Origin of the sequence: Rhodococcus sp. IEGM 1379, from assembly GCF_030056815.1 — a bacterium.
Lineage (GTDB): Bacteria > Actinomycetota > Actinomycetes > Mycobacteriales > Mycobacteriaceae > Rhodococcus_F.
The window spans coordinates 1-21,884 of the sequence record NZ_JASHKR010000073.1; the positions used below are offsets into that span (position 1 = coordinate 1).

General features: G+C 60.2%; 22 protein-coding genes and 1 pseudogene. 11 read left to right on the forward strand and 12 right to left on the reverse strand.

Translation table 11 applies throughout. The annotated features are described in order from the left end of the window. Positions 1–296, forward strand: a pseudogene (locus QM600_RS24070) (SAM-dependent methyltransferase); the annotation flags it as partial. Here QM600_RS24070 and QM600_RS24075 read toward each other — a convergent pair. The 5 genes from QM600_RS24075 to QM600_RS24095 all read right to left on the reverse strand — a co-directional run bounded on the left by QM600_RS24075 (position 293) and on the right by QM600_RS24095 (position 4,987). After that, positions 293–1,273 (reverse strand): DUF2510 domain-containing protein, encoded by a 981-nt coding sequence (locus tag QM600_RS24075; protein WP_283264130.1) that lies wholly within the window; start codon positions 1,271–1,273, stop codon positions 293–295. The pseudogene QM600_RS24070 and the gene QM600_RS24075 sit on opposite strands and share 4 nt — an antisense overlap. An 80-nt stretch (positions 1,274–1,353) precedes the next feature. Next, the gene (locus QM600_RS24080; RefSeq protein ID WP_283264132.1) at positions 1,354–1,503 is read right to left on the reverse strand and encodes a hypothetical protein; all 150 of its coding nucleotides are present in this window, start codon (positions 1,501–1,503) and stop codon (positions 1,354–1,356) included. A 55-nt stretch (positions 1,504–1,558) separates the two neighbouring features. Continuing rightward, positions 1,559–2,032 (reverse strand): flavodoxin family protein, encoded by a 474-nt coding sequence (locus QM600_RS24085; protein WP_283264134.1) that lies wholly within the window; start codon positions 2,030–2,032, stop codon positions 1,559–1,561. Between the two features lie 78 nt (positions 2,033–2,110). After that, positions 2,111–2,905 carry a thioesterase family protein gene (locus QM600_RS24090; RefSeq protein WP_283264136.1) on the reverse strand — a complete coding sequence of 265 codons (795 nt, stop codon included), beginning with the start codon at positions 2,903–2,905 and terminating at the stop codon, positions 2,111–2,113. Between the two features lie 519 nt (positions 2,906–3,424). Beyond that, positions 3,425–4,987, reverse strand: coding sequence for an FAD-binding protein (locus tag QM600_RS24095; RefSeq protein WP_283264163.1), 1,563 nt, complete (start codon positions 4,985–4,987; stop codon positions 3,425–3,427). A gap of 456 nt (positions 4,988–5,443) precedes the next feature. Here QM600_RS24095 and QM600_RS24100 point away from each other — a divergent pair, with 456 nt between their 5' ends. Further along, on the forward strand, positions 5,444–6,223 hold the full coding sequence (locus QM600_RS24100) for a GntR family transcriptional regulator (RefSeq protein WP_283264138.1): 780 nt from the start codon (positions 5,444–5,446) through the stop codon (positions 6,221–6,223). A gap of 545 nt (positions 6,224–6,768) precedes the next feature. Here the strand turns inward: QM600_RS24100 and QM600_RS24105 are convergent. Both QM600_RS24105 and QM600_RS24110 read right to left on the reverse strand, forming a co-directional pair. After that, a complete protein-coding gene (locus QM600_RS24105; RefSeq protein ID WP_283264140.1) occupies positions 6,769–7,248 on the reverse strand; it encodes a GNAT family N-acetyltransferase in 480 nt (159 codons plus the stop codon). 165 nt (positions 7,249–7,413) lie between these two features. Beyond that, positions 7,414–7,584 carry a hypothetical protein gene (locus QM600_RS24110; RefSeq protein WP_283264142.1) on the reverse strand — a complete coding sequence of 57 codons (171 nt, stop codon included), beginning with the start codon at positions 7,582–7,584 and terminating at the stop codon, positions 7,414–7,416. A gap of 53 nt (positions 7,585–7,637) precedes the next feature. On the opposite strand from QM600_RS24110, the gene QM600_RS24115 reads away from it, so the two are divergent. Next, entirely contained in the window at positions 7,638–8,282 is a 645-nt protein-coding gene (locus QM600_RS24115; RefSeq protein WP_283264143.1) for a maleylpyruvate isomerase N-terminal domain-containing protein, read from the forward strand. A 231-nt stretch (positions 8,283–8,513) separates the two neighbouring features. Here the strand turns inward: QM600_RS24115 and QM600_RS24120 are convergent, their stop codons facing one another. Further along, entirely contained in the window at positions 8,514–8,690 is a 177-nt protein-coding gene (locus QM600_RS24120) for a hypothetical protein (RefSeq protein ID WP_283264145.1), read from the reverse strand. 560 nt (positions 8,691–9,250) lie between these two features. Here QM600_RS24120 and QM600_RS24125 point away from each other — a divergent pair. The 7 genes from QM600_RS24125 to QM600_RS24155 all read left to right on the forward strand — a co-directional run bounded on the left by QM600_RS24125 (position 9,251) and on the right by QM600_RS24155 (position 16,403). Further along, the gene (locus QM600_RS24125) at positions 9,251–10,132 is read left to right on the forward strand and encodes a MurR/RpiR family transcriptional regulator (protein WP_283264146.1); all 882 of its coding nucleotides are present in this window, start codon (positions 9,251–9,253) and stop codon (positions 10,130–10,132) included. 126 nt (positions 10,133–10,258) lie between these two features. Then, a complete protein-coding gene (locus QM600_RS24130; RefSeq protein WP_283264147.1) occupies positions 10,259–11,398 on the forward strand; it encodes an ABC transporter ATP-binding protein in 1,140 nt (379 codons plus the stop codon). Between the two features lie 43 nt (positions 11,399–11,441). Beyond that, positions 11,442–12,794, forward strand: a complete 1,353-nt coding sequence (locus tag QM600_RS24135) for an ABC transporter substrate-binding protein (RefSeq protein WP_283264149.1) — start codon at positions 11,442–11,444, stop codon at positions 12,792–12,794. A 30-nt stretch (positions 12,795–12,824) separates the two neighbouring features. After that, positions 12,825–13,574, forward strand: coding sequence for a tyrosine-protein phosphatase (locus QM600_RS24140; protein ID WP_283264150.1), 750 nt, complete (start codon positions 12,825–12,827; stop codon positions 13,572–13,574). Positions 13,575–13,615: 41 nt separating this feature from the next. Then, positions 13,616–14,506: a phosphodiesterase gene (locus tag QM600_RS24145; protein WP_283264151.1), complete on the forward strand. Its 891-nt coding sequence runs from the start codon at positions 13,616–13,618 to the stop codon at positions 14,504–14,506. Positions 14,507–14,529: 23 nt separating this feature from the next. Next, entirely contained in the window at positions 14,530–15,495 is a 966-nt protein-coding gene (locus QM600_RS24150) for a carbohydrate ABC transporter permease (protein ID WP_283264153.1), read from the forward strand. 8 nt (positions 15,496–15,503) lie between these two features. Next, positions 15,504–16,403, forward strand: a complete 900-nt coding sequence (locus tag QM600_RS24155) for a carbohydrate ABC transporter permease (RefSeq protein ID WP_283264155.1) — start codon at positions 15,504–15,506, stop codon at positions 16,401–16,403. A 175-nt stretch (positions 16,404–16,578) separates the two neighbouring features. On the opposite strand, the gene QM600_RS24160 is transcribed toward QM600_RS24155, so the two are convergent. From QM600_RS24160 to QM600_RS24175, 4 genes are all read right to left on the reverse strand, one after another. Then, complete coding sequence (locus QM600_RS24160) at positions 16,579–17,286, reverse strand: IS6 family transposase (RefSeq protein WP_283264157.1); 708 nt, start codon at positions 17,284–17,286, stop codon at positions 16,579–16,581. A gap of 113 nt (positions 17,287–17,399) precedes the next feature. Continuing rightward, a complete protein-coding gene (locus QM600_RS24165) occupies positions 17,400–18,176 on the reverse strand; it encodes an SDR family NAD(P)-dependent oxidoreductase (RefSeq protein ID WP_283264159.1) in 777 nt (258 codons plus the stop codon). After that, the gene (locus QM600_RS24170) at positions 18,173–19,495 is read right to left on the reverse strand and encodes an MFS transporter (protein ID WP_283264160.1); all 1,323 of its coding nucleotides are present in this window, start codon (positions 19,493–19,495) and stop codon (positions 18,173–18,175) included. Before QM600_RS24170 ends, QM600_RS24165 begins: the two co-directional genes overlap by 4 nt. Further along, on the reverse strand, positions 19,492–20,466 hold the full coding sequence (locus QM600_RS24175) for an alpha/beta hydrolase (protein WP_283264161.1): 975 nt from the start codon (positions 20,464–20,466) through the stop codon (positions 19,492–19,494). The genes QM600_RS24170 and QM600_RS24175 overlap by 4 nt, the downstream gene beginning before the upstream one ends. Positions 20,467–20,588: 122 nt before the next feature. Between QM600_RS24175 and QM600_RS24180 the strand changes: the two genes are divergently transcribed. Continuing rightward, on the forward strand, positions 20,589–21,518 hold the full coding sequence (locus tag QM600_RS24180; protein ID WP_283264162.1) for a LysR family transcriptional regulator: 930 nt from the start codon (positions 20,589–20,591) through the stop codon (positions 21,516–21,518). Positions 21,519–21,884: the final 366 nt, after the last annotated feature.

Below are 21,884 nucleotides of genomic sequence, written 5' to 3' on the forward strand. Positions count from 1 at the left end.
GGTTGCGGGGGATGCTCAGTCCTGGTGGGTGTTTGGTCATCGTGGGGTGCTACCGGGAGGCCACGTTCGTGGACCGGGTGTTCTCGCTTTTTGCTCTCGGCCTCAATCCGATTGTCGGCTTCGTCAAACACCGCAGGGTTGCCGATAAGCTCCCGGTCGGGATGACAGCTCCCACGGCCGCGCCGACCGAGACGTTGGAAGAGATCAGGCGTACGGCGCAGGCGCAGCTTCCTGGTGGCCGTATCAGGCGTCGGCTGTTCTGGCGGTATTCCGTGGTTTTCAGGAATACCGTCTAGCCGGCCATGACTTGATCGAGAACTGCATTTACCTGAGGTATCAGAGCAGGGTCAGTCGGGTTGCTACCGTCCCGTGTGTACCGGATAAACACAAGCCCATTCTGATAATGCAACGGGAAGATGCTCGCCGCCTGATTGGCCTTCTCCTGATCAGCGAACTGATAGACCGAGAAATTGTCAGTGATAATCATCTGAACACACCCGGAGCTTGCGCATCCGCCGGCATTCGGACGTGGATCTATCACCGGCAATCCCGCGGCCTTCACCGCGGCAACAATATCCTCCGCAGAGATGGCGTCAGCTGGCGCCGAAGCGGCAGGGCATGGCGCACGATTCGGTAGTGCTTCGAACTCCGATCCGCCGATGCTGAGGCCTGTCTTCGCCGCGCCTAGATTCGTGATTGCGAACTTGCCGTTTGCTTGTCGCGCTCCACCATCAGCGTTCATGCCGTCACCGCAGTTGATTTCGATGAACCATCCGTCACCTTTTTTGAGCATCTTCCACATTCGCATCTGTTCGTTGAATGCGGATTCCAGTTCGGCGTCGGTATAGGTGCCGTTGACATTCATGGTCGCGTATCCGTCGCGGTCGACGCGCACCCAGAAGTCGCGCATCACTGCATCTGGCTTCAGTATCGGCACGGTGGTCGTTGTTGCTGTCAGGGTGGTCGTTGACGGCTTCGCTGTTGTTGTCTTCGATGTTGTGGTCTCGGCCGCTGCCGTTTCGTTGTCGTCACCACCGTTGCCGACCAAGGCATAGCCGAGGAATCCGACGATCACGACGCCTGCGATTGCGGCTGCGATGAGGTTGGTTCGCTTCCGCTTCTGTACCGCTTCGGGCGTCTCAGGCGATGGCGGTTCGGACTGTGGTGCAGCTTCGGGCATCGGCTGAGTCGCGGATGTCCACTGCTGTCCGTCCCAGTAGCGGAGCTGATTGTTGCCTTCGGGGTCCGGATGCCAGCCGGCAGGTTGCGTCACGGGGGAAGCCTTTCAGTTGGTTCACGGCGAGCGTCGCCGCAGTTCTGTGTCAATGTTTAGCGGCGCGTGCTGCTTTGGGGTCAGTCCGCTGTGGTCCACGCTGCGAGCGCGGCCCGCTCGTCGGGGGACAGGCGTCGTAGAGTGCCGGCTTCGGGGTCGGCGAACGCGAGCACGGCAAGATCTACCGATAGTGTTGTGACCGTGTCTTTTTCGTTCTGCACCATCAACATCGGGGCAAGCTCCGTCCGAGGGTGTAGCGGCCAGAGCGTGTAACTGTCGGCGGGCTCAGGGCGTGGTACTGATCCGAGCGCGCAGTCCTTCGGCGAACGCGCGCGCCGACTCCAGGTCGGTGGCGTTCGGTCGTCCCTTCCTGATCCCGCCGACCAGCTTGAACGGGAGATAGGTATCCCACGCCCGACACGAGAAGGCGTCAAGCGTCTCGAAGCCTTTCTGCCCGAGAAGTCGTACCAGCGGTCGGGAGAAGCTGTGAGGCACCGCGTCGGGAAATCCACTGGTGGCGAATACAAACGCTCTACCTCGTTGCTGCTCCGGGAGTGACCGCACGAACTGACGTAGCTGTGGGTGGAAGGACCCCAAGTAGATTCCCGACCCGAACCCCACAAGGTCGTAGGTGGCGAGGTCCGCCATATCGACCTGCTCAGGGGCGACTACACGGGCATCGAGGACCTGACCCATGATGTCGGCGATCCTTTTCGTGTTGCCGTGAGAGATCGAGGTACACACGATGATGGCTTTCATGCCGACGCTCCTGTCGATTCTTCGAATTCAGTGTGGCAGTTGCCAGCTGGATCTCCAGCCAGTTGGCGGTCGCCGGCCTCAGAGCTGAGCGGTAGCGGCGAAGTCGATCTGCCGGCGGGCGTTGGACAGCGCGGTGACCACGCACGTGCCGAGCGGGCCGGTCCTGTCGTAGAGCGTGGCAGTGCCGATCGAGATGCCCTCGGCGGCAATAGTGTTGTCCGCGCGCAGGCCCAGTTCGTAGCCGAGGGGCAACCGCGACAACGTGAGCGTCATGTCCGCGTTGATGTACCCGGCACCCTCGGATCCCCAGTGACATACGAGGTTGGTGGTGTCGCCGAGCACCGCGGCGCGCTGGAACGGCGAAATCGGTTCGCCGTCGACGAGCGCGGGCAGGCTGTACCACGAGATTTTGCGATCGGCATTCTGGTTCGCCGCAAAATCGTGTGTCCACGCGCGGTCGCTGCTCTTGAACAGCGGCGGTGATCCCAGCGGAGAGACGCATCCTTCCGGAGGCACAGGAAGGTCCGCCTCCGGACTCCACACCTGCCCCGCCGGCTCGGCTCCGGTAGTCAGGAACACCACCGAGGCTCGTGCCCGCACCTGTTCGTCTTGGACGATGAAGGCATCCGCGGCGGTGATCCTCGTGCCTTGGCGGACGATCTCGCTTCGCACCTCGATCGGGGCGTTCGAGACCGGTTTGAAGAGGTCCACGGTCAGCCGGGCCGGGACGAATCCGGTCGGACAGTGAGTTTCGAGCTGGCGAGCGAGGAGACCGCAGACGGCGTGACCGCCCACCTGGGTCGGCGCCCAGGCGCTGACCGCCAACTCTTGCGCTATGAGTAGGTCCCCGCGTCTGGTGAAGAAACTGGCCATCGTTGCTGACTTCCTTTTCAGTTGATTTTTTTCATCTACTCGAATATTCGAAATGTAACATGTTCTAGTTTTCTCTGGGATGAATATCGGTTTCCGTACCGATTCCGGAAATTCTGAACAGTGTTATGAGGCAACACTTTCAGCGTGTACGTTCGCGATGTTCGCCGTCCTCGCCCCGCGCACCGACCGTTCCGTCGACGCTCCGGTGATCACGTGGCGCAGGTTTCGTTCATAGCTGCGGAAAGGGCAACATTTGCCCGGAACTCCAGTGACAACTGTTGCGGAAATCTCGGAAATCGCAGGACGATCGGACAAATAGGTGGAGTGTCGTCGAGTGGATCAGTCGCCGCCAGCTGATGCGTACCGGGGAGGCTGCGGTGGCGTCTTCGTCCTGTCGATAGACCGCTACCCGACATAGAGATCAGTGGATTCAGGCTTGGCTCGATCGCTGGGGCCGCGACGTTCGCGGCCCCAGCACGTTCTTATTCGACATGGTTCAGTTGGCGGAGGGGTCCGTTCTCATGCTTGACGGCCGGCCATGTCGAGAGCGGCGAGGTGGCTGAAGAGCATGCTGGTTCCTATCGGGTTTCCGCCGCCGGGATAGACGGTGCCGCTGGGTGCGGCCATCGTGTTGCCTGCCGCGTAGAGGCCCCGAATCGGATTGCCGGCGGTGTCGAGTACCCGCGCGGCGGTGTCGGTCCGCAGCCCTCCCTTGGTGCCGAGGTCGGAGATGCCGAAGGTGGCTGCGTGGTACGGGCCGCGGTCAATTGCCACCAAGGGTGATTCACCGTTCGTGAACGCGCGGTCGTAGGCCTCGTCGCCGCGGCCGAAGTCTTCATCGACACCCTTGGCGACCATTGCATTGAACCGGGCAACGGTCGCGACCAGGTGATGGGCTGGCACACCGATCTTCTCGGCCAGTTCCTCGAGGGTGTCAGCTGTGTGCCACAGACCGGCCGCCTCGTACTTCTCGGTCTCGACCATGGAGACGTTGGTGGCCCGAACCGGTGGACGCTCGCCTTCATTGTTGTCGTAGATCATCCAGTACGGCAGGGTGACCGAGCCATTCTGCATCTGGTCGATGACCTCGCGGCCGAGTCGGTCGTAGGCCGACGACTCGTTGACGAACCGATTACCGTCTTGATTGACAAAGATGCCGCCGGTGAACCACAGCGCAAACACCGAGCGGCCGTCCGGATGAGTCATCCCCGGGGCCCACCAGGCTTCACCCATCAGGTCGGTGTCGGCCCCGACGGCCATTCCAGCCTGGTGCGCCGCGCCGAGGTTGCCCCGGGGGCTCACGGTGTCGCGGGCGGTGCCGGGCACACCGTACTTCAGTCGAAGCTCATCGTTGCCCTCGAAGCCGCCGGCCGCGAGCAACACGCCTTTGCGGGCCCGGATGGCGCGGCGCTCGCCGTGGTGATCGACGATCGCGCCGACGACAACACCCTCCTCGACGACGAGCTCGACAAGTGGTGTGTTCAACCGCAGGGTGGCATTCGGATACTGCGCAATTGCCTTGAGGAGTCGACCGATGAGCGACTGGGCCCCGACGAGTACGTCGGGTAGCGGTGCCCCGAGCCGTTCGGTGTCGAGAGGTCCTCGCATAGACGCGCGGAGGTCTCCCACTTCTACTGCTGGAATCGGCGTCGGGGCGATGTGCCGCTGGCCGTCGAGTCGGGCTTTGGGTGCTTTGCCGAAATAGTCAGGCCACGGCCGCATTTCGAACTCGAGGTTCTCATCTTGTTCGAGGTATTCGATCAACGGTGCTCCGCCCCGGACGTAGGTGTCCTGCAGTTCGCGCGGGGTGCGGTCGCCGACTACTGCGTGGTAGTACTCGAGCGCGTCTTCGATCGTGTCGTCGGTGCCGGCACGTCGAAGGACCGGGTTGCATGGGAACCACACACCGCCGCCGCCGGAGTAGGCGGTGGTGCCCCCGAACTTGTCGGTGGCCTCGACCAGGATCACCTCGAGTCCTTCTCGTGCTGCGGTATATGCGCCGGTGAGGCCGCCGCCGCCGGAACCCGCTATCAGCACGTCGCATTCTTCGTTCCAGCTGACCATCGTGACTGTCCTTTCGATTGATACTGATTTCGATGGAAGAGGGGCTAACGCTCGGGCGTTGTGTCAACCGAGGAGGTGTGTCTCAGTGCAGCGGTTGGGAGACCGTCGCTGAAGAGTTCACACAAGGACGTGAATTTTCTCCATGACGATCCGCCAACACCCTGCAGGGAATATTCATCGGAAACCCTTGTGTTGCAGGGATATTTACCGGTAGATCGGATCAAGCCCTGCAGTGCCTGGACCGACAATAGGTCATTACACCTATTGCGACAAGCGAACTCCGAGCGGCAGGGGAACTGCTGAGTGCGCTGGGCCGACCAGTATCGGCGTATCGGCGAAATCGAGAATCAAAACACCAGATCGCAACGTCAAAGAAAATGCATAAACGGCGTAATGTGCGGGGCAACAATATAATTGAAGATCTGTACTACACTTCGCAAGGGCTCGTCAGAGATGAAGCGCGAGGTAGGTTGGATGAAGGCAAGACCTGATTCGGTTCGACGAACAAGGGATCTTCTCCGGGCAGCGGTGCTGCGTGGAGATTTCGTTGACGGCATCCTTCCGTGCGAGCGCGAACTCGTAGGTTCCTATTCGGTGAGCCGGGGGATCGTCCGCGAAGTTCTGACGCTCCTTCGGAACGAAGGGTTGATTGCACGGACTCAGGGCGTGGGGACACACGTAGTCGCCCCTACCGCTCACCGGCGACCCGATGACGTTCAAGGCACCGCAGCATTGAAGAGCGGCGACCTCCGCAACGGGAGATTCCGTTTGACATCCTTCGAGAGCACAGTGATCTCAGCGCCCGGTGCTGCTTCGAGGGCGCTCGAGGTGCCCACAGGAACACCATGTTTGCGCGTGGACTACGCGGCGGGCACGACCAATGGAGACGTAGACGTCGCGGCCACCAACTACGTGTTGTTCCCAGAAGCACAGCGACTGATCGACACTCCCTTCGTTGTCGACTGGTATGGCTATCTCTCGAGTGCGGGAGTGGAAATCGGCGGGTCCGATTTCACGGTCAGTGCGGTGCTCTCGGATGAAACTTTGGCGTCGGTATTGCGAACCACCGAGGGGGCGCCATTGCTGTTGTTGGAACAAACCGTCCGAGACATGTCGGGGCGAATCTTCAACTACGTGATTGCCCATGCACGACCCGACCGCCTGCGGGTCGTTTCCCATTCCGTGAGGGGCGCAGCAACTTTCGACAGGACTTCTGTCCCTGAACGAGGCGAAAGACCGAACCGAATCCAGTGACTGTGGAAGAGGTGTGCCATGGACGACGCCGTCCGGAATGTGGCGCTGACTGGGGATCGGTACCGTTGCGCCAGACCGTCCGGCATGCCGAAACACGTTGTCCGGTTCTTCCATGTCGGCGGCGACCGAGCCATGGGCTACGGCCCACGGCCATCGAGATAGGGAACGACCAACATAGGCGGCCGAGATGGCCGCCGGGTCCAACGAGCAACCTCGTTCCGCACCTCCTGGCGAGTCATCGAACTCAACTTCAGTGTCAACACCGCAGTTTCGCCGTAGAGCGGATGATCTGGGTTGGCATCACAACGTCAAATGCTGAGCCCTACTGGCTGTTCCGTTGGTCCCCAACGCCGTTCTAACCGCACTATCGGACCCACTCGCTTCGCCGTTCTCAACCGTCGGCGCGCAGCATTAAGTCACGAGCGAGATTCGCGCGCCCGCTGGTCCACTACATGCGCAACTGCCGCGTGGCCCGGTGAAACTCCGCGCTCACGGATCGCGTCTTGCCGGACCTGACTCCTCACACAGGTCGATTCCTACTGACGCTAATTTTGTATGGGTGGGATTGCCGCGGTCGCCAGCAGCGGATTGTCGTCGAATTGGAACCGGTACATGCTGGAATCTCGAATGTGGAATCCGAGGGATAGGTAGAGGCGGTGGGCGGCCTGACGGGTCGAGTGTGACGAGAGGTCGACCGTGCGGGCACCCTGTTGCTGTGAGCGCGTGAGCGCTTCTCGGGTCAGGGCGGCTCCGATTCCGCTGCCGCGGTGATTCTCGTCGACGACTACGTCTTCGATGCGGGCTCGTACTCCGGTTGGGATCTTGACGACGACCAGGGTGAGTGTGCCGACGATCTTCTGTTGGGCGCGCGCAATCAGGACTGTGGTTGTCGGTGATGTGACGATTTCCGTCGAAGCGGCAGGATCGAGCTCACTTGCCGAGCTTGATAGTTGTGGAAATAGTCGACGTAGGTCCTCGATGTCGTCCGGCGTCACTTGCTGTAGTTGCTCGATCACTATGTTCATTCGGCGGACGTTAGTCAGCAACGGTGCGACGGGCAACTGTGGCGCATCGGGGAGCGGGAGAGTGGTGGTGTGAAGGAAGGCTGGCTTCGGGGTCGATCGCGCGGGACTGGCTCGCAGAACCGGGACGGTCCTTGCTGTTGTGTAGTCCGAACTGGCGCCCAATGATCACGCGGCGGCGTTGTTTACACGGGGCGTGATTCCGTGGACGCCGTCAGTGAATCTCTTGTGGCCGTGCACCGTTCGTGGTGTGTTGCCGAGGTGGACTTCGATTCCACGCTCGCGTTGTAGCCTCGGCGCCGTCACCGTCACGTCAGCGGTGCGCTGATTGGTGCCCATCCTGTCTATGAGATCGGCCGCGGACGTCGGTGGAACTGTGCGATAGTGCGGGGATGGACGGTAGGGGAGTCGGAGTGGCGGATTTCGAGCAGGACCGGGACCTCCTGATCCGGCTGTGGCGGATGTGGGCCAAACGCGCCGCGGAACTATCGGACGACCAGTGGACTTCCGATACTCGCTTGCCGGGCTGGACTGTTCGAGACGTGTACACGCATGTCACCCCTGACGTCATGATCGCGATGCTCGCCGAGCCTGCTGCAGACGGTGACGCGAAGATCACCAGTGCGGCAGAGATGCTCCGCATCTTCAACGCCGACCCCACGGCAGCAGAATCGATGCACGAACAGCTCGCTGAAATAGTCCGCCAGATGGCGGCCGACGTCGATCGAGAATCAATAGTTCAACGCTTCGATATCGACCTGCCCGAGTCGTTCGAACGACTCACCGGGCTCAGTCGCGGCACCGTGATTGCGCACCCGATGTTGGGGTCGGTCTCACTCGGTGCCTTTCTGGATATAGCGATCCTCGAATCGACGGTCCATTGGCTCGATGTCGTCGCTGCGGTGGGTGGTCCCGAGCCCGAGTCGATGGCTCTCGAGCGTGCCCGGGAGGTCCTGGCTGCGGTGCCCGACCCGCTGGCGTTCGTCGAGGCGGCCACGGGGCGGTCGCGCGTGGCTGTTCTGCCGGTGATGCGGTAACTTTGCTCCGCCCGGCCAGGATGACATGTCAGTCATCTGTTGAGTGAGCTCGGAAGGGCGCGGATTGGTTCGTACGCGAGGATTTCCGTTTGCATCGAGGTAGAAGGTCTCGGGGAGTTCGACACCGGTGATCGCATACTTGACGGTCCCAGGCTTACCCGCTTGCGCGTTCGGTACGCGATCTAGTCGCAACCAGTGATCAGATCCCTGCGTGATGTTCGCTGTCATTGCCTAGAAATGCTCAACCGAGCTGAGTTCGTAGACTTGGATACCGGTATTGAACAATGCCTGGTATCCAGCGGCTCCCATGCCGGAGATCGGGTCGGCGGTGGCGGGGCCGGCCCCGGCAACTCCGATGGCGATCGCTGCTGCGGCGATACCGATGGCATACTTGTTCAGAAGTGACATGTGAACTCCCTCATGGTCATTCGTTGACGGTTATCTCGGTGAAAGTGGCGTCACGTGGGTGCGCCCCGAACTCGTACGAGTGGAGGAGTTGGACCTCGATCACCCGGATCGCATGGGCCTACTGTCGAGTGGTGACGTAATGTCTCGCTTCACATTTGGTGAGCCACAGATCCTGGCCGATCGCGGACAGATGAGGGCCGTGCAGCGCCGCAACGGCAGATTTGGTCGGAAGGGATCTGACCGTAACGAAAATTTCTATCCGCGTACGCCATTCTGCACCGTGGCGCAGGGGCCATGGCTTCCAAGAGATATTCGGGCAGGTGGCGGGTGATTCACGAGTCAGCCTTTTCGATCCCCTGAAGCGCGCTACAGGGGGCAATCCCGAACGAATGCTGCTGACACCTATACCAGTCGGTAATGCTATGTCAGTCTCGACGGACGGTGCGATGTGCTCGGATTGTGGCCGGTTCCGCAGGTAAGGGCGCAAACCGGTGCGGATACCGCTGGAGACGAAGCACCTGCATCAGTTCCTGTTCACATTGCCGTGCTAGTCAGAGCGTGTGCAACATCTACCGACTGATCCACCCGCCGGGACCACACTCGCAGCGATTCGTGCGTGCGCTTCTTCACTCGCGCCCAGTGAGCGCAGAGTTGCGGACGTCTGTGTAGAGCGACCAGCTGAGGTTGCCTGGTGGTCTGCCGCGGATCTTGCCGAACATGCCTCCACGTCGACTGCGACGGTGATTCGGGCGTGCCAGAACCTCGGTTTCAAAGGCTTTCAGCATCTGCGGATGCTGTTGCTGCGGGACCTGGGTGCCGCGACGTCGGCCGACGCGGGGGTGGGGGCCCACGTCGCGACCGGAGTTGGTCTCATGCGGTCGGTATTCGACGAGGTGGCGCAAGACCTCGGTGCGGCGTTGGCGCCGCTCGACGAAGAGGCTTTTGACAAGGCAGTCCGCGAACTCGGGTCCTCGCGTCGGTTGTTGATCGTGGCCAACGGCGGATCTGCGCCTGCCGCCGCGGCGATTGCTTTCCGGTTCGTCACGAACGGTCGGTCGGCAGAGGCACCTGCTGACGCCATCGTGCAGCAGTTGACAGCACGACATCTCGGTAAGGATGGCTTGTGTCTGGCTATCAGCGATAGTGGGATGAATGCGTACACGCTCCAATCTGTCTCCGCTGCAAAGGCTTCGGGGGCAACGGTCATTGCCGTCACGAGTTACGCGCGGTCCGCGCTCGTGGAGCAGGCGGACATCGCCCTGGTGATCGGTGGTGGTGTCGGTCCGTGGAGTGGTCATGGCGCCTCGTCACCGGTGGTGCAGTTGTCGTTTCTGGTCGGGTTGCAGATCGCCGTAGCCGAGGCAACTGACGGGAACCTGGAGGCGGCAGAGCAAACATTGGAACAGGTTGTAGCGCTGCTTAATCCGCCATCCAAGGGTTGATCCAAGCATTGCCTGTGATTCTCGAGCCGTTGGGTTCTGGTTCACCTTTGACTGGCTAACTATCTCGATGTAATGAGAATTCGGATCGTTACGAATTTCGGTAACGTCATTTCATCGGGAGGGAACATGGGCAGCATTCGGATCGAGGGTCTGAGCCGAAAGTTTCAGAATGTCACCGCCGTCGATAACATTTCGATGGATATCCTCGACGGCGACTTCCTCGTCCTCCTCGGTCCGAGCGGCTGCGGCAAGACCACTCTGCTGCGGATGCTTGCGGGACTGCTCGAGCCGAGCTCCGGTCGAATCGTGCTCGACGGTGAGGACATCACCAACGTTCCTGCGAAACGTCGTGACGTTGCGATGGTGTTCCAGAACTACGCGCTGTATCCCCATCTGTCCGTAGCGAAGAACCTGGGCTTTCCGTTGCGGGTGCGCAAGGTTCCCAAGGCCGAGGCGCACGAGCGGATCGAGGAGGTTGCGCAGCAGTTGGACATTGCACACCTGCTCGGCCGCAAGCCGAAGGAACTCTCGGGTGGGCAACGGCAGCGCGTTGCTGTAGGTCGCGCAATTGTGCGTAGCCCCAGGGCATTTCTGATGGATGAGCCCCTGAGTAATCTCGATGCGAAGCTCCGAACCGCGACCCGTCGTGAGCTCACCGCCCTCCATCGACGGCTCGGAGCAACGTTCGTCTACGTCACCCACGACCAGATAGAAGCCATGACTATGGCGACGCGTATCGCACTGCTGAACAACGGTCAGGTGGAGCAGATCGGTACGCCGGAAGAGGTGTACGACAATCCGGCTTCGGTGTTCGTCGCGGGATTCCTGGGCAGCCCGCCGATGAACTTGATCGATGCGACCGTCGGCTCGGACAAGGGGCGCGTCGTGGTCTCCAGTTCCGGCGTGCGGGCCCTCCTGTGGCCTGGAGAGTCCGGTGAGCAGAAGGTGGTTCTCGGGGTACGTCCGGAGCATCTCACGGTGACCGGCGACGCCGACGCAGATGAGGTGGGTGCCCGTTTCCAGGCGCGGGTGGAGTCCGTCGAAAACCTTGGTAGCGAACAGATCGCGTATTGTGCGGTGGGTTCGAATACGGTCTGCGTCCGGATGCCTCGTCCGGTCACGCTTCGATCCGGCGAAACCGTGACTCTCGCAGCAAAACTCGAACGCCTACATCTCTTCGATGCCGACTCGGGGCGTCGTCTCGAATGGGTCGGCGCCACCAACCTGACCGAGTTCGATGCCCGCGTGTTGAGCGGGCAACTCTAGTTCCTCTTCATTCGATCCCCCCCTGTGTTCAAGGAGCTTGTTCATGCGTAAATCCAAGGCGTTGGTCGCTATTGCGATGGCGGCCGCCGCAACTATGAGTCTGGTCGGCTGTGCCACGGGCACGGTGGACGCCGCAGGTGCCGGCGAGCGTGCGATAGTGCCGGAGCTTGATCCGAATCAAAAGGTCGACATCGTCTTCGAGACGTACAACCTGCAGCAAGCCGGTCCCTGGACGGACACCATCACCGGGCTGGTCAAGGACTTCGAGACGGCTCACCCGAACATCACCGTCAAGGCGCAACCTCCGCAGGGAAACGGTGCGACAGCGAGCAGCGTGCAGACGCAGATGCTTGCGGGAAGCTCACCCGACGTCGCCCAGTTGACCTTTGACACTGTCGATTTCGCGGTAGATCAATTGCGAGCCAAGTCGCTGGACAAGCTGGTGGGTCGTGAGGCCGTGCAGGAAAACTTCGAAGGTGAGCACCCGTATCACCCCCGGGCTGTGACTCTGGGCGATCGCAACGGCGACACCTACGGAATGCCCTACGTCTTCTCCACTCCGGTGCTCTTCTACAACGCGACAGCTTTTGCGAAAGCCGGATTGCCGGCCGACGTCAATTTGTCGACGTGGCCCAAAGTCGCCGACGCGGCAGAAAAGATCACCGCTGCGACGGGCAAACCCGCACTGTCCATCGCGTGCGCAGTGAAGGGTGGGAGTTGGTGCATGCAGGCGATGTTCCGCTCGGCCGGTGGAAACGTCCTCTCCGAGGACGGTTCCACCATCGAATTCGGCAACCCGGATGCTGTCGAGGCCGTGAAGATGCTTCGGGGCCTGTATGAACGTGGTGTCCTCGCGAGCGAGGACACAAGCACTCAGTTCGAGTCTTTTGCCAAGGGCAACACGGCAATTCAGCTCCAGACTTCGGCCATTCAGGGAATGTTCATCCAGTCGGCAAAAGCCGGAGGATGGGATTTGCGCGCAGCGGCGATGCCCGGCTTCGACGGCCACGCTGCGGTCCCGACGAACTCCGGTTCGGCACTGTTCGTGTTCTCCGAAGACCCAGTCAAGCAGCGAGCGTCGTGGGAGTTCATCAAGTTCATGACCAGCGATCACGCGTACACGGAGATCTCCAGCAAGATCGGTTACCTGCCGCTGCGTACATCTCTGACCGAGGACCCGGCCGGATTGAAGGCGTGGGCTGACGGAAATCCTTTGCTTGCACCGAATCTCGCTCAGCTCGACCGGCTCGAGCCGTGGCGGTCGTACCGGGGTAACAGCTACGTGCAGATCGATGACATCCTCGCGAGTGCGGTCGAGGAATCGGTCTTCTACGGCAAGGATCCGGCGTCCACGATGGCCACCGCGCAGGAACGCGCACAGAAGCTTCTGCCATAGCCCGGCAACCCAACGGAAAGGAAACACTTCATGACTACCTCCATTGCAGCCCGAGTGGTCAGTCGACGACTCGACTTGAACGGCACCTACAACGTGCGCGACGTAGGTGGATACCCGCTAGGCGAAGGTGCGACCAAGTGGCACAAACTGTTTCGATCCGATGCACTTCATGCTCTGGATCAGGCCGGGCGTGATGCACTGCGTGAGTTGAACCTCGATCTGGTGATCGACTTGCGTGAGAGCCACGAGGTTGAGAAGGCGCCCAACGCATTGCAGGGGGTTGGCCACCGAGAGGTCCACGTCCCGGTTTACGATGGTGCGATCGATATTGCCGGAACAGGATTCGATCTCACGGCACTGTACCTGCAGATGGTGACTGACCACGCAGCGGCGCTCACCAGCGCAGTTCGGCTCATCGCCGCATCGGGTAGCGCGCCGGTGCTCGTGCACTGCACCGCGGGCAAGGATCGCACCGGACTCGTCATTGCGCTCACTTTGGCTGCCGTCGGAGTGGATGAGCGCGACATCATTGCCGATTACGTAGTATCCGAAACGATGCTCGCCGGTGAATGGTCTGCTCGAATGGTGGAGGCGTTCAAGGCATACGACCTTCCCGCAGGATTCGATATCGACGAGATGGTGTGTGCCAGCCCCGCAGTACTGATGCGTGCGACTCTCACGTATCTCGACGACACCCACGGTGGCGTCCAGCCCTTCCTGCTTGCCCACGGTATGACCGAATCCGAACTTGCCGATCTGCGCGCCTGCCTCATCGGCTGACCGACGCCACGCCGTCCATCGAATCACGAGGAGAATTTCTTATGTCTCAGTACGGCACACCCGAACACTTCATTCTGCACATCAGTGACACGCATTTCGTGGCCGACAACGAATTGCTGCACGGGGCAGTGGACAGCGACGCAAACCTTGCCCGCTTGTTCGAGCGACTCGAGCGGGCCGGTCAACGTCCCGAAGCGCTGGTTTTCACTGGTGATCTCGCTGACGCAGGCGATCCACAGGCCTACGCCCGCCTGCGCGCAATCGTAGAACCGGCTGCCGAAAAAATTGGTGCCGAGGTCATCTGGGTCATGGGTAACCATGACAACCGGGAAACATTTCGCAGCGGTCTGCTCGACGCCGAGCCGACGCAGGAGTCCGTGGACGCAGTCTATGACCTCGATGGTCTGCGTCTGATCGTGCTCGACAGTACTGTTCCGGGCCACCATCACGGCGAGATCACCGATGAGCAGTTGGTGTGGCTGCGCGATGTACTGGCCGAACCTGCTCCGCACGGCAGTCTGCTTGCACTGCATCATCCGCCGGTGCCCAGTCCTCTCGAACTTCTCGAGCTCGTAGACCTAAAAGAGCAGCATCGTCTGGAAAAGGTGTTGCGGGGCAGCGATGTTCGCGGAATCCTCGGTGGTCACCTTCACTACTCGACGAGTTGCACTTTCGCTGACATCCCGGTATCAGTGGCATCAGCCACCTGCTACAGCCAGGACCTGATCGGTGAGGACGGGGGACTGCGCGGTGAAAACGGCGGTCAGTCATTCAACCTGGTTCACGTCTACGGAGATCGAGTGCTGCACAGCGTCGTTCCGCTTGCCGAGTCGCCGACGGTCTACGAAATGAGCATCGAGACGCTCCGAGCTTTCCAAGCGCTCGATCCCGAAGAGCAGCTTCGCGTCATGGCTGAATCCGCGAATCGCTGACCGACAACAAGGAAGAGAACACTATGTTTGTCGAAGTGCCGACATCGGTCGGCGGTCAGCCGAGCGCTGAGATCACGGACGCGCGTTCGCGCGGACCGAAGTGGTCGGTGTTGCGAAGCAACCTCACTCCGCTGCTGTATTTGCTGCCTGCGGTGGCGTTGCTGGTGGTGTGGGTGTATAAGCCGCTCGCGGAGACTGTCGGACTCTCGTTCTACCAGTGGAACATGATCCCGACGACGCCGAAGGTTCCCGTGGGACTGGAGAACTACGCGACTGTGCTGTCTCTGCCGGAACTGCACCAGGCACTGTGGAACACGGTGTTGTACATAGCGACATTCATGGTGCTCTCGCTGCTACTCCCGGTTGGGATCGCATTGTTGTGCGGTCAGGTCACCGGTCGTTGGCGCACTTTCTACCAAGCGCTGATCTTTGTGCCCTTTCTGGTGACCCCGGTTGCCAGTAGTGCAATCTGGCGATGGATGTTCAACCCCGAGGGTGGCACTATTCCCCGGATTGCGGCTTCTCTCGGCTTCGAAATGGGAAACATTTTTCGTGACCCGAAACTCGCGTTACTCGGCGTAGTCGTGGTTGTCGGTTGGCAGATGCTGGGCTTCGGGGTGCTCGTAATCTCGGCAGGAATGGCAGGTATCAATCCTGACTACAGTTCGGCTGCGTCGCTCGACGGTGCTTCCCGATCCATGATCACCCGGCGGATCACGCTCCCATTGCTGTCGCCGACGCTGGTGTTTCTGGCGTTGATGACAATTCTGCTCGGAGCGCAGTGGGCGTATCCGGTGATCGATGTCCTGACTCAGGGTGGACCGAGTGGCGCGACCACCAATATTTACTACCTGCTCTACGAATTCGGCTTCCGTAACTTCGATGCCGGTCTTGCGGCTGCTGCGGGAACGCTGTTCTTTCTCGGATTCGCCGTCATCGCCTTCGTCTTCGTCCGGGTCTCCGACCGGCTGAGCTTCTACGACAACTAGGACCCGTCATGGCATTTGTCACTGTCGACGCGCCTGTGCGCGTCACCTCATCGCCCTCGGGTATCGACGCCCGCGTGGTGGGTGATCAGCCGGTGGCTGCCCGCTCGCGTGGGCGGGTCGTCACCGGACACGTCCTGCTTGCACTGCTTGCAGCCGTGAGTGTGTTCCCGGTGTACTGGATGTTCGCCACAGCCTTCCGTCGACCGGAGGATGCGTTGTCGGCCAGTTTGATTCCGTGGTCGCCGACTCTCGAAAACTTCAAGTATGTGTGGGAGACCATCCCGATGGCCTCGATGCTGGCGAATACTTTCGGGATGGCGGCTGTGATGGCAGTCAGTCAGCTGTTGGTGGCTGTGCTGGCAGCCTATGCATTCGCTCGATGGAATTTCTTCGGCAAGCAGTTGCTGTTCCTGTTGTTCGTAGGGTCTTGGCTGGTTCCGTTCCAGGTGACGATGATCCCGAACTATCTGTTGATCTCACAGATGGGTCTTCTCAACACCGTTGCCGGAGTCGTCATTCCCAATCTGTGCGGCGCGTTCGGGGTGTTGCTGCTGCGTCAGCACATGGAGGCGTTCCCGCATGAATTGCTCGATGCAAGTGTGATGGATGGCCAGAGTTCCTGGGCCACCCTGTGGAAGGTGGTGCTGCCCAACATGAAACCTGCGCTGGCGGCTCTGGGGATCATGTTGTTCATCTCGGCGTGGAACGAGTATCTGTGGCCGTCGCTGGTCTTGCGGCAGTCGGATGCGTTGGTGCAGATCGGAATCAGGAGTTTCATGGGTGCGGAGGGGAACAACTGGGGTGCTGTGATGGCGGCTTCGGGACTTGCGTGCTTGCCGATCTTCCTGATCTACCTGTTCCTGCAGCGCTACGTGGTCGATGCCTTCGTGCGGTCCGGACTTAAATAGATTCATCGTGGTGGCTTTGTCAACTTAACTTGGCCGTGAGTCAGGAATGATGGTCGGATGAGTCGTGGAGACGAAACGCGGGCGGATGTGATGCGTTCGCTGTACAAACGGTGCTGTCAAGTTATTTGGTGTGCAGCAGTTTTCGCGTGCAGCAGGCCATCACGCCGGGCGGTGTTCAGGGAGCGAAGGTAAGTTCGGTGACCTGATTCCACACCTGGAATCGTGCGGATAGTTCGGTGCGGTGATCGGTGGCAGTCATACGGTGACGGGGCGGTCGGAAGTGCGGGGAGATACGGCTGAACGAGGACAAAAACCGTTGGGCTGAGCCGACCGATTTGAACCCTTTCATGGCGCGTTCTCGTTGCCGGGTCGGTTGATGGGAGTTTTCGCACCGATTGTTCAGGTATTTGTTTTGCCGGTGCTCAGTTGTCGACATCGTCTTCAGGTGCGCAACGTGGTAGCTGGGGAGCTTGTCGGTGATCAACACCCGCGGCGGGTGGCCTTGTTTCTTCAGAAGTCTCCGGAAGAACCGGGTTGCGGCCTTACCGTCCCGCTTGGATTGGATCAGAATGTCGAGGACATTCCCATGCTGGTCCACTGCCCGCCACAAGTACTTCCGCACCCCACGGATCTTGACGAGCACTTCGTCGAGGTGCCATTTGTCCCCGGCCTGTGGTTGCCGGGGGCGCAGTCTGCGGGCGTATTCGGGCCCGAACCGGGCGCACCACTTCCGAGTCGTCTCATAGGTCACCTCGACCCCACGCTCGGCCATGAGCAATTCGATCTCCCGAAACGAGAGGGGAAACCGGTGGTACAGCCGCACGCAGTGGGAGATGATTTCGCGCGGGAATCGGTAGCCCTTGTACGTCGACGACACCAGCACATCGTCCCAGACCAGCGGATCTCAACAACTTGACAGCACCCCTCGGCGGCGCCTTGTCCCCGCGCTCCGCCAGTGACGATCGCTGCCTTGCCGATCCAATACGTCACGGGTACTCAGGCCTTGGTTATTCCGCCGTCGACCAGAAATGTCTGGCCGGTGACAAACGATGATGCGGAGGACGATAGGTGGAGCATCATTTGTGCGATTTCCTCGGGTTCACCCATGCGCTGCAACGGTGTTTTGCTCACATAGGCTTGGTAATTGGCGGCGTCTTCGTGCATCCACGAACTCATCTTCGTGCGAATGTAACCGGGCGCGATCGCGTTGACGCGAATCCCGAGTGGACCCCATTCGAGCGCCAAGCACTCGCTCAGGTGTGCGACCGCAGCTTTGGCGGACGCGTAGTCCGGACAGTTCGGTCGCGCTTTGAGTCCGGCGTAGCTCGAGAGATTGATGATCGAGCCACCTCCGTTCGCCGCCATGATGCGAGCTGCAGCTTGCGCGCCGAAAAATGTTCCCGTCAAGTTCACCGACAGGGTCTTGTTCCACGATTCGAGGTCCATATCGAGGGCGGGACTTCGTTTCATGTAGCCGGCGTTGTTGATCCAGACGTCGATCGTTCCGTGATCGGAGACGATCGTGGATACGGCATCGCTGATCTGTTGTGTGTCGGCCAGATCGACTGTGAGGTATTTGATGCCTGCGGTCGATGCTTCATCTGGCGCCGTTGTCAGATCCAGCCCGACCACACGTGCCCCCTGCGCGGCGAATGCGTGTACGGCTGCGGCACCGATTCCGCCGCGGGCACCGGTGATCACTACGGTCTTGCCGTGAAGATCCGGGTAGGTCGGTCCGGCAGAGACGACGAAGGGTGAAGTGGTGATACTCATGAGTTCTCCTTGGTGAACGCAGGGGTGCGTCCGATGTCCTGCAGCGGAACCTTTGCGGTTTCTTCGATGATCAATGCGGCGGCAACCGCGAGCAGGCCGAGCACCATCACGTACGCGGAGTAGATCCATGCCAGGTCGTGCGACGTCAGCCACGTATTCAAATATGGTGCGGTGCCGCCGAATACGGCGACAGAGAGCGAAGACACGAGTCCGACGCCGCGCGCACGGGCCGCTGTGGGGACCTGTTCGGCAACCAGCGCCGGGAACATCGACGCCAGGAGTGCCCACACCAGCAGTCCCAGCAACTGGGAAACGAAGAGGGTCCACGGAGCTGAGGAGAGAATGAGGTTGATGGGGATTACGACGAGGAAGACTCCGATGCCGTAGATGCCGAGCATCTTCTTGCGGCCACACTTGTCTGCCATCATTCCGCAGACCGGGAGCCAGAGAACGCAGACTATCTGAGCGAGAAGACTTGCAACGTATGCCCTATTGGGGTCCATGCCTTTGGTTGCGATTGCTGTGGCCGGGGCGAAGGTTACCCAGGTGTAGTAGGTGGCGTTCGATGCCGCGCAGATCATGACAATCTTTGCGCCGATCTTTGCCAGATCCCGGGTGGTCAATGGCGTTGTGGCACTGTGTTCTTCGTTGGATTCTTCGAAGACATCCGACTCGGAGGCCGTGCGACGCAGGAATAGCGCGTACACACCGAGTAGAGCGCCGACCGCGAATCCGATTCGCCATCCCCAGGATTTCATATCGTCTGCTCCGAGAATCGCGGTCAGACCGGCCGCGAGCGCAGTTGCCGCCATCACGCCCAAAGTGACACTGACGAACACGGAGCTAGACCACAGTCCGCGTTTCTCCGCCGGCGCAATTTCCGCGACATATATGTAGGTGACACCACTTTCACCGCCGTGAGCTAGCCCTTGAGCAAGTCTGATTACCAACAGAAGGACGGATGCCATCGGCCCTATCTGGTCGAAAGTCGGTGTGATGGCAATCGCGAGACTTGTCAGAGCTAACAACGACATGGTGGCGACGAGAGTGAACTTTCGTCCGCGTTTGTCTCCGAGGACACCGAAAACCCAACCGCCGATCGGACGGGCGAGGAATCCTCCGGCGAACACGGCAAGAGTGGACAGCAGCGCGGATGCGGGGTCATCGGAGTTGAAGAGATTGGCAGCGAGATAGACCGAAAAGGTGCCGTAGAGAGTCCAGTCGAACCATTCGAGCGCGTTTCCGACCGCTGCAGCGCGCAGAGATTTGCGCCTGGCTGCGGGAGTGAGGGCGCCGTGTGAGGTCACCATGGTGGTCATAGATCACGTCCTTGCTGACAGTCGGTGTTGTGGTCCATCGGGGTCGAGAGGTGCTGCGCGAACCAGTCCGCTGCTGCGGTGCTTGTCGTGGAGAAGTGGTCGGTGTAAACGCTGTAGTGCCCGCCGGGCACGAGTAGGAGTTCTTTCGGGTGATGGGCTTCGTTGAAAGCGCCTTGTTGGAGATCCGTGGGTGTCAGGCCGTCGTCATCGGCGACGATCATCAGCAATGGAGTCGGGCCGATTCGGCGGATGTAGGTTCCAGGTTCGTACGCTCTGGCCAGTTCGATCGAGCGCAGGGTTACTTCGTTTCGCCACGAGGGACACCGGACTCCTTCTGCTGACATGTAGTTGTACGAGTCTTGTTGTGGGTAGGCCGCCGGAACGTCGGGATCGGCGCTGATCGTGCGGATCATGCCAGGCTCGGCGCCGGCGAAGCGCGCTTCTCGATCGGCTTCGAGTGTGCGGCGCAGAATCACAGCCTGTTCGTGGGGCGCTCGCCGTAACCCCGCTTGATATCCGCTGATGGTGGGCACCTGGCTGACGACACACTTGACTCGTCGGTCGATGGCCGCTACCACCAGGGCATGGCCACCGCTGTAACTACTGCCCCAGACGCCGATCTGATCCGCATTCACGTCGGCACAGGTTCGTGCGAAAGAGATTGCGCAGCGAAAGTCCTCGATCTGGTCTGCGGGATCGATTTCCTGCCGAGGTTCCCCGCCGCTGTTACCGAGACGACGAAAATCGAAGGTGATGGCAATCAGCCCACGTCCGGCGATGACGGCGGCGTAGTCCTCGAGGTCTCCACCGGCCACCATGGACCAACCGTGGCCGAGTACTACAGCCGGGAGCGGACGTGCGGGGGTGTCAGGTACGTATTTTGTTCCTCGAACCGTCACACCTTGAACGGAAAATTCGATTGGTACCTTGGTTCCGCGGAATGCGGCATTAGGCGTTGATTCGCTGATCACGTCGTTGACCTCATATGATTCTGGAAAGGTTCGTTGCGTTCAGTACGGTAGCGGTGAGCCAGCTCACCGAACAATGGCCAGTTTCCGATCAATTGATCGGAAAATACGATGAATGAGGTTCTGTGAACTTGAGATGGCTCGAGTGCTTCTTCGCGCTCGCCAGAGAACTACATTTCGGTAAGGCCGCCGAAAGCCTCTTCATGGGACAGTCGTCGCTGTCCGAGTCGATCAAAAGACTCGAAGAGCATCTCGGGGGAACTCTGTTCGCCCGAACCAGTCGTCGGGTCGAACTCACCGAGTTCGGCCGCTCGGCGCTCGAACTTCTCGAACCGGGCTACCGTGACATGATTTCTGCGGTTGATACTTGCAAGGCAATGAATAGCGGTCGCAAGATTCCGTTGTCCATCGGATTCCTCGGCGGAGGTTTCTACGAACTACATCGACCTTTCGTTCGTGAGTTCGCTCAGACCTTTCCCGAAATCTCGCTTTCTTTCACGGAACTGACGTACAAAACGCATTTCTCGGCATTGGCGGACGGTGATGTCGATCTGGCGCTCTGCCGTCTACCCGTCGGTGCGGCCGGATTGACCAGAGGGCCGATTCTCATGCGCGATCAACGGGTGTTGTGCGTTCCTGCCGGACACCCATTGACACATGACACTCTCGTGGATCCGGAACGGTTGTCGCAGTTGAGGCTCTGCCGTATTCCGGTGGGTGCCACCAACGACGAGTGGAGTGACTATCACTTTCCGCGCTACACCCCGGCGGGTGCGCCGATCGGCGTCGGACCTGTCATTACCACTGTTCGTGAGGGGATCGCGGCCGTAAGTGCGGGCGAAGGATGTCTGATGATCACCAAGCGCGCTGTCGACTACTACGGGACCCCCAACGTCGAGTTCGTCGACATCGATCTTCCGTCGATGCCGACGGCTCTATTGCGGCGGAGCAGCGATCATCGGCCGATTCTGACCAAAACCGATGCATTGTTGTACAAGATTGCGCAACGGTTTGGGACTGCGCCGATTCCTGAGGTCACGACTTCCTTCAGGTAGTCCGCATGCGTCAGATCAGCTGACTTTCTTGGTGACGACCCCATGAAATCCCCAGCCGCACAACACATATGGGAGTCGATCTTGACGCCGTCCTCGAGGTGCCGGCGGAGAGCCGTCGACGGTTGTGACCGCTGATGTTCCAGGCGAAGGCTGTCGCGCGACTCTGCACATTTCACTCTCGGATGCAGGCGGAGTCCAGAGGATTTCCTCTGCGGAGGTTTCCGGCAATCGGGGTCGCGAGAAAGTCAATCGTGAAACTTCTTGACATTTGCATGCTCATCGGATGAAACTTTGTTGCATATTCGGGTTTTGTCAACGGAGGACGGCATGGGCATCACAGTGCAGACACGGAACGATGGTGCGCAG